The following is a 15,766-nucleotide window of genomic DNA, read 5'->3' as shown; positions in this document are numbered from 1 at the left end:
CACTATAATTGTAAACCAATTACAGGATTAAAAATGAACCGTAAACCAATACTAGGATTTAATTAAAAACTGTAAACTTTTTTTAGGACGATACAGAGATTCCTGAATTTTAGGGGGTGGGTTGTCTGTTGTCTGTTGTCTGTTGTAGGTTGTGGGGTTTGTTGTAGGAGTGAATTTCATTTTTCCTTCTGATTTTGTTGCCCCGGCCTGCCTAGGCAGGAGCAAAATCAGATTGTATTTCAGGAGTGAATATAATTTTTCCACCTGATTTTGTTGCCCCGGCCCTAAAGGGAGCAAAATCAGATTGTATTTCAGTAGAGGATATCATTTAATTGTAAGCGTTCATTTGTGTTGAGCACGGTTTTTTTCCATTCGCCGCGGCGGGTTGGGGAATTAACCCTCGAAGGGTTTGGAACCTTTCGAGGGTTGATGCAGTTTGGGGGGAAACGCATTGCATTACCACAAGCGTTTGCGCATTATCCTTCTGTTCAAAATTTGGGTTGGCATCGGAAGGGGCGGGTAAAAATATAAAAAAGTTGAACCTGATTTCATAAACAGTCTTTATCGATTATTCTTTATCCGCCACAAACTCCAAAATATCGCCCGGTTGGCAATCCAAGGCTATACAAATGGCTTCAAGCGTACTAAATCGAATGGCTTTTGCCTTTCCGGTTTTTAAAATCGATAAGTTGGATAGGGTTAAATCTACTTTGGCAGAAAGTTCGTTTAACGACATTTTCCGTTTGGCCATCATCACATCTACATTTACGATTATTGCCATAAGTTAAATGGTTAATTCGTTTTCTGCTTGCATGGCCACGCCTCTTGCAAATAGAGTAGCAATAACATAAATTACCGCCGCCATTAAGATAAACGCTTGACTGTCTAACCAAAAGTCCTGCAAGGCATCCATGTTAAATCCATCATCAACTAGTTTTTCAGCGATTTGTTTCGCTACATAACTCAGCAGTCCAATCGAAAGGGTCGTGTAGCTTATTTTTGTAATTTGTGCCGAAACAAATGCATTAAACGGTTTTTCAAGGTCTAGTTTGTGTAAGAGCACAATGACTTCATAAAAAAGATAGGCTTTTAAAACAGCAATGGATAAAATAAAACCAAACATGCCAAAAAAAGTTGGTTGGCTTTGTACATACATGTCCATTAAATCTAATTTTTGATATAAGTTAGCTATAACCTCGGGTTTGATAAGACTAAATACAAGGTTCACCAACACAGCCCCGGCTTCAATGCACAAGCCTACAAAAATGATATAAGCTATTACGTGCAAGCCTTTAAAAATGATGTTATTTCTTTTTGACATAATGAGATTGATTTACAATTATGTTGTAAAAATAATAAAAAATTATTGATAAACAATAAATATGTATTTTTATTCAATGTTTTTTGGTTTTTTTTTGCTGCTAGAAATACTAACCTTGTCTAGCTTTGTGGTAACTTAGAACACCGCTATAGCAATCCCTTCATGTGGTTTGATTTGCTGTACTTGTCCTGCATAACTTCTGACCCCGTTCCGAGGAGTGTTCCTTCTAAAATACACTGTGGTCAGCGAATCTTTATAGGTCGGGGATGGGTGGTGGTTGTCTGTTGTCTGTTGTCGGTTATGGGTAATGGGGCAAAATCAGCGTTTATTTCAGTAGAGGATATAATTTTTCCACCTGATTTTGTTGCCCCGGCCTGCCTAGGCAGGAGCAAAATCAGATTGTATTTCAGGAGAGGATATCATTTAATTGTAAGCGTTCATTTGTTTTGAGTACGGTTTTTTTCCTTTCGTGGCGGCGGGTTGGGGAAAGAAAAAAACAAAGTAGTGAATATAATTTTTCCACCTGATTTTGTTGCCCCGACCTGCCTAGGTAGGAGCAAAATCAGATTGTATTTCAGGAGAGGATAGGATTTCGTTTGTGCTATTGATTTTGTTGCCCCGGCCTGCCTAGGCAGGAGCAAAATCAGATTGTATTTCAGGAGAGGATTTCGTTTAATTGTAAGTGTTCATTTGTTTTGAGCACGGTTTTTTTCCTCCCTTTAGGGTCGGGGAAAGAAAAAAACAAAGTAGTGAATATAATTTTTCCACCTGATTTTGTTGCCCCAGCCCTAAAGGGAGCAAAATCAGAGTGTATTTCAGGAGAGGATAGGATTTCGTTTGTGCTATTGATTTTGTTGCCCCGGCCTGCCTAGGCAGGAGCAAAATCAGATTGCATTTCAATAGAGGATATCTTTTAATTGTGAGCGTTCATTTGTTTTGAGCACGGTTTTTTTCCTTTCGCCGCGGCGGGTTGGGGAATTAACCCTCGAAGGGTTTGGAACCCTTCGAGGGTTGATGCAGTTTGCGGGGAAACGCATGGCATTACCACAAGCGTTTGCGCATTATCCTTCTGTTCAAAATTTGGGTTGGCATCGGAAGGAGCGGTTTGTTCTTTGAGGTTAAAAAGGCAGTTGATTTTTAAGGAAATTTATTTGTTTTGCGGGGAAGTCAGAGACATTCGCCGAGCAGCGTGCTAATTTTGAGACTTAGGGTAGCATGGGTTTATATTTCGCTCTTATAGCCGATGGAGCTAATTGACATTCGCCTAGCAATGTGCTAATTTAGAACACTAAGGATAGTATGGGGTAGCTGGTTGCTTTCCTAAAGTTTCATAGATATGCTTTGTAATGGATTCGTAGGTTTTCCAATCTAACTTATTTGTTACAAACATGACGGGTTCTTTAAAAGGAATATTGCGAACTACTATTAAGTTACCTCAAAGATAAATAACATTCAAAACGAACAACAATAAATAAACCCCTTTTATTTATAAAAAAAGACACAGACTTTATATTGAATGCAAGTTTAAATCCTTCAAGTTTAAATTTTTTTTTAAAAAAGCAGCATTTTTAGCATATGATTTGCCCATCATATAACTTCCCTATACCCTGAATCTCCCGGTTGAGAATATTACGATTATTAGAAGTAGAGAATAGCTAGACTAGTCAAACCTTTTAACTTTCAATCGTATTTTTTTGTAGATTTGGGTTGCTGACTTCAACCTCTAGCAATAAAAAAGTGCTACCATTGCTATTTTTATTAATAATAGTTTTATATTTGTTCACAAATAATATCCGTTCACGTTTTCGTGAACGCTAGTATAACGTGAACAACATGAACGAACAGGAAATAATACAGTACGCATTACATAACCTTGTTGAGGAAGATATTACAGGAGAATGGAAAGATATTACTGATGATAATAGAATAGATGGAAAATTAGTACTTCATTTTAAGTATCACCCTCCAGTGCATTTTAATGTGGATGTCAAAAAGGAATTACGTGCAATGCACGTTGATTACTTTGAACATCTAGCCAAAGAAAAGAATCCTTTTTTAGTAGTTGCCAATCGGATATTTCCAAAGGTCAAACAGGAATTAAAGAATAGACGCATCAACTATTTAGAGGCCAACGGCAATATGTTTTTATTTCACGATGGTCTCTATGTTAATATAAATGGCAAACGCAACCGCGAATTAGCTACCAATACAGGAGGTAATAGAGCATTTACAAAAACAGGATTAAAAGTAATTTATCAATTTCTTCTCAATGAAGAAATTGTAAATTGGAATTATAGAGATATTGCTGCTTATACAGGCACTGGACTTGGCAATATTAACAATATATTTAATGGATTAAAACAAGAAGGCTATTTGATACAATTAACCAAAAATGACTACAAATTGGATAATAAGCTAAAACTTCTTGAAAAGTGGATTATAGATTATGAAAGAAAACTAAAACCTACTTTAGCAATAGGAAGCTTTCGATTCTTAAAACCGGATGATTTTTATAACTGGAAAAATATCCCCATAAAAAGAGGTCAAACGTTTTGGGGTGGCGAACCTGCAGGTGATTTATTTACAAATTACCTGCGTCCGGAAGAACTCACTCTTTATACCACAGAAGAAAGAACGGATTTAATTAAAAATTATCGCCTTGTTCCTGATATTCAAGGCAACGTAAAAGTATTTAAAACCTTTTGGATTACCGATGAAGTGAATGACAACGTAGTTCAACCACTCTTAGCTTATGCGGATTTGATTGCCAAAGGAGACCGCAGATGCACAGAAACTGCACAAAAAATATACGATGAGTACCTACAAAATAAATTTTAAGCAATTACGACAAGAACCTGCCATTTCTGAAATGCTCTTAGCATTAGAACGAGGGCTGAATAAATTTGAAATAGATTTTTATCTTGTTGGTGCGGTTGCTCGAGATGTGTGGATGACGGCAATTAATGATATTCCCCCAAGTAGAATAACAGGAGATATTGACTTTGCCGTATTTATAAATGACAAAGCGACCTATGACGAATTGAAAAAATACCTACTAGAAGTAGAAGGCTTTTCAGATTATAAAGGCAATGCTTTTGTATTGAAATGGAAAGGTTTTGTGCAAGTTGACTTACTGCCTTTTGGGGCGATAGAGGGTAAAGGTAATAGTGTTTCAGTTGAAGGAAGAGGATTAACTAGTGTAAATATGCCTGCATTTCAAGAAATTTATGACTTTGGTTTACCAACAGCGGAAATAGAAGAAAAACACACTTTCAAGTTTTGTACATTACCCGGCATTGTGCTACTTAAGCTAATTGCATATCAAGATCGACCAGAAATTAGAAGTGATGACATTAAGGATATCAGCAAAATTCTTAATCATTTTTTTGAAATGTATGCTGACGAAATTTATGATAACCATAACGATTTGTTTGGTGATGATACGCCATTGAACTTACTGGCGGCAAGGGTAATGGGACGTGAAATAGCTAAAATAACAATAAACAATGAACAGCTATATCAAAGGATATTGAATTTAATTAGCGAGAATATAATTTCTCCCAGTACAAGTAAAATAGGAAAAATAATGTCTGAATTCTTTGGAAATAATGTTGATGAGAATATTTCTTTATTGACTTATATACGACTAGGTTACATTGATATGATTGATCAATTGGTTTAATCAAATAAAAGATGGCAAATGATTTAGTTGGATACTCGCGTGCTGGAGATGTGTTCTATTATAGATGGGCTGCAAGAAGATCTCTTTAATTAATTTATCCTAATTCGTTATTGGATTCAATTACCATAGAAGGTTCGCCAGAAGTTGAGAAAGCTGGCTTATGATAGAGGCTGCTTACTATTACCGAAGATTATATTGTTCGCATTTCACCTACTGTCAAAGAAAACCCAAGCCCTTATGGCATAATGCAATTTGCGGGGAAACGCATTGCTTTACCACAGGCGTTTACACATTATCCTTCTGTTCAAAATTTGAGTTGGCATCGGAAGGAGAAGTTTGTGTTGTGAGGTTTAAAAATGAGGTTTTTTTTAAGTGACTTTATTTGTTTTGCGGTGAAGACAGAGACATTCGCCGAGCAGCGTGCTAAGGTAGAACACGCAGGACAGCAGGGGTTTACGGCAAAGTCAGAGACATTCGCCTAGCAGTGTGCTGTTGGAAGACCTCGGGTAGCAGGGAAACATCATTTCAACAGTGTATTGCAATGCTTATTCGGGAGCATTAAGAAGACCAACAAAAAGATGGTTCTCCATTTATATAAGAATGTTATCAAGCGTATATGAATCCAGTATTGTACTTGTAGCAAACGATATGGAAACTTTGGAAAATCATTTAAAAAAAAGCAACGCCTTCAAAGCACACGACGAAGCTAAACTGGAAAAAATAGTATTTTAATAGAGAGCCTATTTGAAAAAAAACTTCCGATTATAATCAACACGCATTAGAGCATACCTGTCCTATTAATAGTTGCTTTAATCAAAGCCAATGCCTTAACATTTGCAAAAGGAATCTCCTTAGTTTGAAAATTTTGATTGAAAGAAACCAATACGATGGTATCAGGGTTTGTTTCAGATTTTTGAATGTATTTGAATGTGATGTATTCTTCTCCTTCAACATCGATACTCAATAGGTACATTTCTCCATAAAAGAGCTGGTTGTATTTAGTTTCAACTTTTTTATAAAGAAGGTAATCACCATTTTTTATCAAAGGATGCATCCCCTCACCGAAAGCTATTAGTGCACCATCACATTTAGGTGCATCAGGAAGTGAAATATAGCCGAGCACAATGGACTCTTTTTTATTTAATGAAAGTAATTTTTTTAGTCCACCAGCTTGTTTTAAGTCATAAAGGGGAATAAGGGTTTGTTTGGAATAATCTAACAATGATGGTGGTTCATTCACTTGTGAAGTTTCGATTGTCTCATTATCACCTAACAAGATTTCGAAACTTATTCCGAGCTTTTCCTTGACAGCGATTATAAAGTCAAGTTTAGGAATTGTATTATTTCTGTAATTTCTGATATTCGCTTCATTTGTGCCCATTGCTTTAGCGAAAGCGGAGTTATTGCCTCCGAAATATTTCTCAGCAATTTTGTCTATTTTACTGTTAATGTTTCCCATGGTTAAAAAAATTTCGAAAAAAGATTCGAAAAAAATTGCATATTTCGAAAAATATATCGAATTTTATGGCTTCAACAAAAATATAAAAAAATAATAAAAATGACTAATCATATATACTTTATTTAGAATCCCATGTTTCCAATCATCAATTTAATTCAATTTGAATATTAAACTTTAAGCCATAATATTATGATACTATCTACTCCACAAAGCCCTAGTACAAAAAAAGACGCATTAATTTCAATAACAGAGGTAATTACTAATCATTTAAGTGTAAGTCGCATTTACATTTTTGGGAAACGATTACTAATTAATCGACAAAGCAGTTGCTTCAGTGATGAGAATCAAGATAATGTTTTAAAATCTCATTTTGATTTATTAGTATTTACAATTAAAAGCTATCCAGACGGAATAGCATTCATACAGGATCAAATTGAGAAAGTTACGGAAGGAAGCTCCTCAGCAACAATTTACTTACATCGGGAAATTCATTTACAACAATTAACTGAAAAACAAAGCTTCTTTTTTTACAACATTATGAAATCCGGGAATTTAATTTTCAAAAACTCCAATTATTATTTCAATTCAATCTTTGAATCCGAAACCGCCTTTAAATTATTTAATTGATTTTTGGACAATAAAACGAACAACGGCAATTGCTTTTTTAGAGGCTGCTAAAGGAATTAGAAATCCAACTAAAACGGGGGTGATTTTATTTAATTTTCATCAGTTAACTGAACAAATATGTTTAGGTCTTATAGGTGTTTTTTTAAATTATTACCCCACCTATTTTCATTTGAATTATTTGTTTGATATCTGTAGTCATTTTACAGATTTGATAAGCAATCTTTTTCTGTCAAAAGATGAAAACGAAAAAAGAGTATTTGAATTGTTGGTCAAGAATCCGTCACAAATTAGAAAAGATAAGCCCCTGTTGCTGCATGATACGGAAATTTTAACGCTTCAAAATATTTTAGAAAAATTCATAGAAGAAAGTAACTTGTTAGTTAATCATAAAATTAGTATCTATAAAAATAGTGTGTCATATTAATATTGAAATTAAGTAGTATGGAAAAAGTGCGATACCTCTTAGAAAAAAATGACGATACTTCGTCAGATTATTTTGTTAAAATTCAAGTAGCAGATTATAACGAATTGTTTTTTACGATAGCAGACCTTTTAAAGGTAATTTTAATGGTAATGGAATCAGAGGAAAACAACGCGTCAAAATATGTTATTGACCCTAAAACAAATTTAAAAACGCTAGTAGAGATTGTTTTACAATTGTTACCTTTTTATGAAGCTACTATTTTAGATGAGGTAATTTTAAAAAAAGAAAAAAAATTATGAAATAAGGAAAGACGTTGCATTTTTTAACTTTCAGGATCTAGAAAAAAATCAAAATCGAAAAGTTCTTTTGGGTGAATTTCCAAACCTTTTGCAAGCGCAATAATGGTTCCCAGCGATGCAGCATGCTCACCGCGTAAGACTCTGTAGACTTGCTTAGGCTCAATTTTTCCGAGTGAAGCTACTGTCATAACATCTTTATTATGTTTGACTATTAAGCGTTGTAGATTAAGGCCAAAAGCGATAAAATATTTTTTATTATTTTCTTTCACGAAGTGAAATTGCATTGAAATTCAAAAAAATAATTGTCAAATATGACAATAATGATTTTTTTTATATATATTTGAAGCATTTTAGGTCATTTTGGATTTAAAAAATAATAATTTTGCGATTCTTCAAATAAAACATTGAAGCATTCGCTTTGAATCTCGTTATCAAAAACTGGTAATTTTTAACGCACGAGATCATAAGTATGATGCTCACGTCCTCTGGCGTGGGCTCTCTTATTCGTGCGTAGGGTATACCAGTGCCTTGATAGCGTTTAAGCTGAGTTCCACGCTTTTTTTATTCCCCACTGGTACTCACTTTTATTCTTAGCACTGCTTTTCTTCTGAACGTTTCGCGTCACGGTCTTTTTGTTAATTTTTTAGTTAGTTGGAAATACTGCCGCTTTCGTTTTGGCGGGGCGGTAGTTTTCTGTTTTATTAATTTTTAAATATGTATGCCTATGGTGAATAATTGGGTTAGGTGCTGAGGTGCTGAGGTACTAAGGCACTAAGGTAAGGTACTGAGGGGCTCAGGAGCTAAGCACTTTAGTATGTATGCGTCTCAGGAATTTGGCGATAAAGTACCTCAGCACCTCAGGACCTCAGCAACTCAGGACCTCAAAAAAAAAAAATGGCCCTCTAACTCGTCGGCAAACAAACTTAGAGGACCGGATCAAACAAAACGAATGTCTCATTTAACTAACCAATTTTATGAATAAATTTTTGAATAACCAAGGAAGTACGCTATTAAAGCAGTTATGGCTTGTGGGCCTATTGTTAATTTGCGGTGCATTGCACGGAAGTCCACTTACTATGTGGCAACAAACGCAACAACCTATTACGGGAACTGTTCGGGATGCTCAGGGCGTTTTACCGGGGGTTACGGTGCTTATTAAGGGTAAAACGTCGGGCACGTTGACCGATGAAAACGGACAATTTTCGATTACTGCTACTGCTACCGATATTTTGGTTTTTTCCTACATGGGGTATAAAACGATGGAGGTAGGGGTAGGCAATCAAACGATTTTTAGTATCACTTTGGAGGAAGACACGACGCAATTGAAGGAAGTGGTGTTGAATGCGGGATATTATTCGGTGAAGGATAAGGAGCGGACGGGGAGTATTTCGCGGATTACGGCGAAGGATATTGAGACGCAGCCGGTGACCAATGTATTGGCTACGATGCAAGGTAGAATGGCTGGTGTAAGTATTACGCAAACCAGTGGTGTGCCAGGTGCCGGATTTGATATACAGATTCGGGGGCGGAACAGTTTGCGTGCAGATGGAAATAGTCCGCTGTATATTATTGATGGGATGCCTTTGGGCACGGAGAGCTTGGGGAATAGCTCTTTTTTGTCGGGTTCCATCTTGCCCGGGGCAGGCGTGAATGCCTTGAGTACTTTGAATCCTGCCGATATTGAAAGTATTGAGGTGTTGAAAGATGCCGATGCGACGGCGATTTATGGTTCAAGGGGAGCTAATGGCGTGGTGTTGATTACGACGAAGAAAGCGAAATCGGGCAAGACTACTTTGACCGCCAATGTCTTTTCGGGTGTTGGACAAATTGCCAGAAGATTAAATTTAATGAATACGGAACAATACCTTGCGATGCGTAGGCAAGCGTTTGAAAATGATGGCATCGCTACTTATCCAACCTTTGCCCATGACATTAATGGTACGTGGGACCAGAATCGGTATACGGATTGGCAGAAGGAATTGATTGGCAACACGTCGCAGCATCGTCAAGTGGATGTGGGTATACAGGGGGGTTCTGAATTTACAAAATTGCTTTTGAAAATGACTAACTATCAAGAGACCTCGGTGTTTCACGGTGATTTTGCGTACAAGAAAACCGCTTTTCAATTTTCGGGCAATCACCGTTCTGCGGATCAAAAATTACAGTTAGATCTCTCTGTTCAATATGTTTTAGATAAGAATAATCTACCGGGAACTGATTTGACTTTGGATGCCATTAATTTAGCTCCTAATGCACCGGCACTTTATGATGCGGATGGGAATTTGAACTGGGAGAATTCTACTTGGAATAACCCCATTCGTCAAAATTTTGAACAATACGTAGCAAAGACAAACTTTTTAAATGTAGGAGGGTCGCTTTCCTATCAATTATTACCCAATCTTGAATTTAGAACCATGGCCGGTTTTTCTGATACGCGATTGGCCGAATCAAAAATATCACCTTCGACACTCTATGACCCTGCTTTTGGGCTGGACAGTTCTTTTTCCTTTTTGGTCAGGAATGCGGGGTATCAGCAGTCGTGGAGTTTGGAACCGCAATTGCACTGGTCTACAACCTATCAAAACCACACTCTTAGCCTATTGACCGGGGCTACTTTTCAAGAGCGTAACTTCGGTACGTATGCTCTACAAGCAACGGGATTTTCAAGTAATAGCTTGATTTATAATCCCTCTGCTGCCAACGTGATTCGCATACTGAACAATAGCAATAGTGTTTATAAATACAATGCGGTTTTTGGCCGGATGAATTACACTTTTAACGAGCGGTATATTTTAAATTTAACGGGTAGACGTGATGGTTCGAGTCGTTTTGGACCGGGCAAACAGTTTGCCAACTTTGGTGCAGTGGGTGCGGCGTGGTTATTTAGCAAAGAAGCACTGGTTGAAAAACACCTCCCTTGGTTAAGTTTTGGAAAATTACGCAGTAGTTATGGTACGACCGGCAATGATCAAATTGGTGATTACCAGTACTTGGACACGTTTAGTTCCAATGGTTTGCCTTATCAGGGGATTATTGGATTGCAACCCACTCGCTTATTTAATCCCGACTTTAGTTGGGAAACGAATACAAAATGGGAAGCCGCCTTGGATTTAGGGTTTTTGAACGACCGTATTTCTGTTACCGCCGCTTATTTTAAAAACAAATCAGGCAATCAGTTGGTCGGCATTCCATTGCCAGGCACGACAGGATTTACGAGCGTTCAATCTAATTTTCCTGCCGAAGTCGAAAATTCCGGTCTTGAATTGGAATGGTCTTCGAAGAATGTTAACAGAGCAAATTTTTCATGGAGTACATCCTTTAACCTCACTTTTCCCAAAAATGAATTGGTTTCCTTTCCTGACTTGGAAGGATCAACTTTTGCCAATCAATATATTTTGGGAGAACCTTTAAATATTCGTATGGTCTATCAATATAATGGTTTGGATAGTGAAACGGGCTTGTATACGTTTGAAGATTTTAATGGTGATGGATTGATTCGAGCGAATGATGACCGCAAAAAAGTGGTTGATTTAACTCCTGAATTTTTTGGTGGTTTTCAAAACACGCTTACCTATCACAAATGGCAGTTGGATTTCCTGTTTCAGTTTGTGAAACAAACAGGGCCAAATTTTAATAACTATAAATCGATGCCCGGTCTTTCTGTGAATCAATCTGTTGATGTGTTGAATGAAGGACAACCTTTTAGTGCAGGTTTTAATACCCAAGCCACCAATGCTTATTCCTTTTATCGGAATAGTGATGCTGCCTTTGGTGATGCGTCCTTCATTCGTTTAAAAAACATTGCTCTGAGTTACACATTGCCTACCGCAAAAAAATGGCATTGCAAGCTTTATTTACAAGGGCAAAACGTGTTAACTTTTACCAACTATCGCGGTTTAGACCCTGAGAATTATTCCGGTATTCGCATTCCGCCTTTGCGTGTTCTAACCCTTGGCACTCAATTAACTTTTTAAAAAAAAACTACCATGAAAACGAAGCAATTCTATTTTATTCTATTGACTGTACTTTTAGGCCTAGTGGGCTGTGAAGATTTTGTAGAAGTTGAAGTTCCCGACACGCAATTATCCGGTGCGTTGGTTTTTGAAGATGTTCGTACTGCCGAGGCCGTTTTGGTTTCGGTTTATACACGCATGCATAACAATGTGCTGGTCACGGGTGATGTAAGCGGTTTAAGTGTGCTCTTGGGTAATTATGCTGATGAACTTGATTGTTATTCTGCCAGTTCTCAAGAACTACTGTTTAATCAAAATGACTTAATAGCGGCTAATCCAACTGTTCTAGCACTATGGCGAAACACCTACAATTTGATTTATACCGCCAATACAGTTCTTGAAGGCGTAGAAGATTCAACCCAATTGGCTCCAACGGATCGTGATCGTTTAATAGGTGAGGCGTTATTTATTAGAGCGTATTTGCATTTTTATTTGAATCAACTCTTTGGAGCCATCCCTTATGTGACTACTACCGATTATCGGGAGAATACCACTCTTGGAAAGCAAAGCAATAGTGCTGTTTTTGCGTTGTTGGAAGCTGATTTGCAACGTGCAGAACAGTTGTTGACGGATAATTACGTTGGTCCGCATCGCGTTCGGCCGAACAGAAATGCCGTACTCGCCTTGCAAGCTCGTTTCTATTTGTACAATCAGCAATGGGAGCTGGCCAAGGAGAAGGCTAGTAATGTGATTAACAATACCACACTTTATACTTTGGCGGCAGATTTAAACAATGTTTTTTTACGAAATAGTCCAAGCACCATTTGGCAACTGATGGCTGCCCCTGAAGGGAAAAATACCCTGGATGCTAAGAGTTTTATTTTTACGGCTGTTCCACCCCCTGCAAGAGCCTTGCGAGAAGGGTTGGTTTCCGGTTTTGAGCCCAACGATTTACGGGGAATCAATTGGGTTAAGAGCGTTACAAATGGTTCGGCTACTTTTCACCACGCTTTTAAATATAAACTAAACAATGATACCAGCACATCGATGGAATATTCGATACAGTTCCGTTTGGAAGAAATGTATTTGATACGAGCAGAAGCCAATGCCGAACTGAATTTATTGGATTTAAGTAGAAACGATTTGAATATTATACGGAATAGAGTTGGATTGGCCAATACTACTGCTCTGACGAAAGCAGAACTGCAAAGTAGTATCTTAAAAGAACGGCAGATGGAATTTTTTACAGAATTAGGCCATCGTTTTTTTGATTTAAAGCGGTTGGGTTTATTAGATTCAGTGTTGACTTCTGTAAAACCAGGTTGGAATACAACTGATGCCTTGTTTCCGATACCTGAAAATGAATTGTTGTTGAATCCAAATTTAACTCCTCAAAATGCTGGGTATTAATTCAACAACTGTTTGTTTTTCACCATTTTTTATGCAGCTTCTGGTATTACTCTTTGTTGGACTCGATGCATCTGCTCAAGAGAAGAAAACCTTATCACCGGCCGATTATGACCGGTGGTATGGCTTTCATCACACTACTTTGTCTTCTGATGGTCAATGGTTACATTATATTGTTGAAAATCCAAAAGGAGAAGATACTTTGGTGGTTCGAAAAGTTAATGGTTCTTGGAAGCAAATTGAGTTGGGTGGAGCAAAGGGGCAGTTTTCGCCTCGATCTGATTGGTTTGTTTTTATGAAAAAAAATCAACTTTATTACCAATCGCTAGTAACCGGATCAAAGGACTCTCTTGCCGGAATCGATGGTTTCTTTTTTTCGAAGGGAGGAACGCATTTGATTGGTGAGCGAAAAAAAGAAAAAGAACTTGTTTTCATTCATTTGGCAACTGCCAAACTCCAAGTTATTGCATCGGTTGCATCCTGTTTGCTTTCGCTAGATCGTTCACAACTAGCGTTGGTGCAACGCAGCGAAAATCGAATGTTGCTTAGCCTTCTGCATTTTTCGGAAGCTATCCATGTCAATAAAATCGCTGATTTTGATGGCATTATTTCCGGTCTGGCATGGAATACGCGAGGAAATGGCCTTGCTTTTTTTGAATCGGTTTCTCCAGCAAACGAAAGTGAGGCATCACATGTCGTGCATTATCTTACGTTTAAGCGTCAGCGTGTACCAAAGATTATTCTACAACAAAGTTCTGAACGACTACCGAGCGATTTTCAGGTTCCACAGTCTCGTTTATTTTTTTCGACGGATGATGGACAGTTGTTTTTTGATGTGATGGATCGCCGTGACAACGCTGTACCGCCTAACGGTGTGTTAGTTTGGTCTTCTCAAGCAAAAGTTTTACCTCCTCCCAAAGCGGAAAAAATGATATCACGCTATTTGATGTGTTGGCATCTTAGACCCAACACCTTTGTTTTGGTTAATGATGAAGAGCACCCCCTTGTTGTTCCTGCCACTAGCGGAAAGCATGCGTTGGTTATAGACAAGGCTGCCTATTTACCCCATTTTGAACATCAAGGTATTTATGTTGATGTGTATTTGCAGGATTTAAAAACGGGAGGAAAAAAATTAATTGTACAGAAAATCAATAACGAAAAAAATCATATTCACATTTCTCCGCAAGGCAATTATATCACTTGGTTTGCTGATAAAAATTGGTGGATTTATGATGTTTTGTTTGATAAAAGTCGTTGTTTGACTTGTTTTACTAACACTAACTTTAACGATTTAGACTATGATCGCCCGGGCTCTTTTTTGCCCAATGACAAACCCCATTGGACCATTGACGACAAAGCTATTTTGCTCACTGATTTTTATGATGTGTGGCTATTTTCACCCGATGGTAAGAGTAGAAAGCGTCTTACAAATGGCTTTCGTACACAAGGTCAGTTTAGATTGTTTGACGACCGTTTGACAATGTCCGTACGTGAGAATTTGTTCCAGTATCAAGCCCAAGCGTACAATCTTGAGCAGGGCATTATTTTGAAGGAGGTCAATCGTCAAACTTTGGCGGAGGGAATTAGTGTTTACCAAGCGCACAAAGGCCTGCAAACTATTGTAACTGTTGAAGATAAAATTGATTCATTCCAACAGGCAGGAGACACTTTTGTTTATAATCTAAGTGATTTTGATAAGTCGCCCGAGCTCGTTGTTCACAAAGCTAATCGGCCCTACGGAAATGTGGTGCAACGGTCTAATGCACATCAAAAAGAGTATCATTGGGGAAAATCAGCATTAATTCATTACACGGCGAATGAAGCAACGCTCAAAGGAGCTCTCTTTTATCCGGCCAATTATAATCCTGAGAAAGAATATCCGATGGTTGTAAAAATTTATGAACGCATGTCGTTTTTACTGCGGAAATATGTAAAACCGAGCTCGTATAGCACTATTGGGTTTAATGTAACCAATTATACACAAGCGGGCTATTTTGTTTTATTGCCTGATATTGCTTATACAGTCAACAAACCGGGTGAATCTGCATTGGAATGCGTGTTGGCCGCCGTTGAAAAAGCAGTTGGTAGTGCCTCTATTGATGCTAAAAATATTGGTTTGTTTGGTCATTCGTTTGCCGGTTTTGAAGTGAGTTACATCGCCACGGAGAGCCATCGGTTTAAAACAATTGTCTCCGGTTCGGGTTGGCATGATTTAGTTGGCACCTATTTAAGCACGGATGACTATGGTGAATCGAATATTTGGCGATTTGACACCCAGCAACTGCGTATTACTGCTCCCTATTACTCTACTGAATTCTTGACTAATTCACCCGTTTTAAAAGCATATCAAATTAGTACGCCCATGCTTTTATGGTCGGGGACAGAAGATTTACGTGTTAATTGGCGTAATAGTGTTGCCATGCAGTTTGCTTTGTGGCGATTGGGAAAACCGAGCACATTACTCTTGTATCCAAAAGAAGGTCATGTTTTAGAAGAGCGACAGCATCAATATGATTTAAGTATCAAAACTTTGGAATGGTATAATCATTATTTAAAAGGAGAACCTAAACCTGAATGGGTGGAATAAAAAAGGT

General features: G+C 37.7%; 11 protein-coding genes. 7 read left to right on the top strand and 4 right to left on the bottom strand.

The genetic code is table 11. The features are described from left to right. Positions 1-568 precede the first annotated feature (568 nt). Positions 569-781 carry a helix-turn-helix domain-containing protein gene (locus B0I10_RS14875; RefSeq protein WP_112087310.1) on the bottom strand — a complete coding sequence of 71 codons (213 nt, stop codon included), beginning with the start codon at positions 779-781 and terminating at the stop codon, positions 569-571. Positions 782-784: 3 nt separating this feature from the next. After that, a complete protein-coding gene (locus B0I10_RS14870) occupies positions 785-1,321 on the bottom strand; it encodes a DUF2975 domain-containing protein (protein ID WP_112087309.1) in 537 nt (178 codons plus the stop codon). Between the two features lie 1,833 nt (positions 1,322-3,154). Between B0I10_RS14870 and B0I10_RS14865 the strand changes: the two genes are divergently transcribed. Next, the gene (locus tag B0I10_RS14865; RefSeq protein ID WP_112087308.1) at positions 3,155-4,159 is read left to right on the top strand and encodes a type IV toxin-antitoxin system AbiEi family antitoxin; all 1,005 of its coding nucleotides are present in this window, start codon (positions 3,155-3,157) and stop codon (positions 4,157-4,159) included. Next, entirely contained in the window at positions 4,134-5,003 is an 870-nt protein-coding gene (locus B0I10_RS14860) for a hypothetical protein (protein ID WP_112087307.1), read from the top strand. Before B0I10_RS14865 ends, B0I10_RS14860 begins: the two co-directional genes overlap by 26 nt. A gap of 778 nt (positions 5,004-5,781) precedes the next feature. On the opposite strand, the gene B0I10_RS14855 is transcribed toward B0I10_RS14860, so the two are convergent. Continuing rightward, positions 5,782-6,462, bottom strand: coding sequence for a S24 family peptidase (locus tag B0I10_RS14855; protein WP_112087306.1), 681 nt, complete (start codon positions 6,460-6,462; stop codon positions 5,782-5,784). Between the two features lie 592 nt (positions 6,463-7,054). Between B0I10_RS14855 and B0I10_RS14845 the strand changes: the two genes are divergently transcribed. Both B0I10_RS14845 and B0I10_RS14840 read left to right on the top strand, forming a co-directional pair. Continuing rightward, on the top strand, positions 7,055-7,513 hold the full coding sequence (locus B0I10_RS14845) for a hypothetical protein (protein ID WP_112087304.1): 459 nt from the start codon (positions 7,055-7,057) through the stop codon (positions 7,511-7,513). Positions 7,514-7,530: 17 nt separating this feature from the next. Further along, the gene (locus tag B0I10_RS14840) at positions 7,531-7,812 is read left to right on the top strand and encodes a hypothetical protein (protein ID WP_112087303.1); all 282 of its coding nucleotides are present in this window, start codon (positions 7,531-7,533) and stop codon (positions 7,810-7,812) included. A gap of 23 nt (positions 7,813-7,835) precedes the next feature. On the opposite strand, the gene B0I10_RS14835 is transcribed toward B0I10_RS14840, so the two are convergent. Continuing rightward, entirely contained in the window at positions 7,836-8,081 is a 246-nt protein-coding gene (locus B0I10_RS14835) for a helix-turn-helix domain-containing protein (protein WP_146740377.1), read from the bottom strand. A gap of 705 nt (positions 8,082-8,786) precedes the next feature. On the opposite strand from B0I10_RS14835, the gene B0I10_RS14830 reads away from it, so the two are divergent. From B0I10_RS14830 to B0I10_RS14820, 3 genes are read left to right on the top strand one after another with little or no spacing between them, the layout of a single operon-like run. After that, the gene (locus B0I10_RS14830; RefSeq protein ID WP_112087301.1) at positions 8,787-11,786 is read left to right on the top strand and encodes a SusC/RagA family TonB-linked outer membrane protein; all 3,000 of its coding nucleotides are present in this window, start codon (positions 8,787-8,789) and stop codon (positions 11,784-11,786) included. A 12-nt stretch (positions 11,787-11,798) separates the two neighbouring features. Then, on the top strand, positions 11,799-13,175 hold the full coding sequence (locus tag B0I10_RS14825) for a RagB/SusD family nutrient uptake outer membrane protein (protein WP_112087300.1): 1,377 nt from the start codon (positions 11,799-11,801) through the stop codon (positions 13,173-13,175). Positions 13,176-13,206: 31 nt separating this feature from the next. Then, positions 13,207-15,759, top strand: coding sequence for a S9 family peptidase (locus tag B0I10_RS14820; RefSeq protein ID WP_181456969.1), 2,553 nt, complete (start codon positions 13,207-13,209; stop codon positions 15,757-15,759). Positions 15,760-15,766 lie beyond the last annotated feature (7 nt).

The sequence above is a fragment of the Flavobacterium lacus genome, from assembly GCF_003268815.1.
Lineage (GTDB): Bacteria > Bacteroidota > Bacteroidia > Flavobacteriales > Flavobacteriaceae > Flavobacterium > Flavobacterium lacus.
The sequence above is the reverse complement of the archived record's forward strand: the minus strand, read 5'-3'. Positions and strand labels throughout refer to the sequence as shown.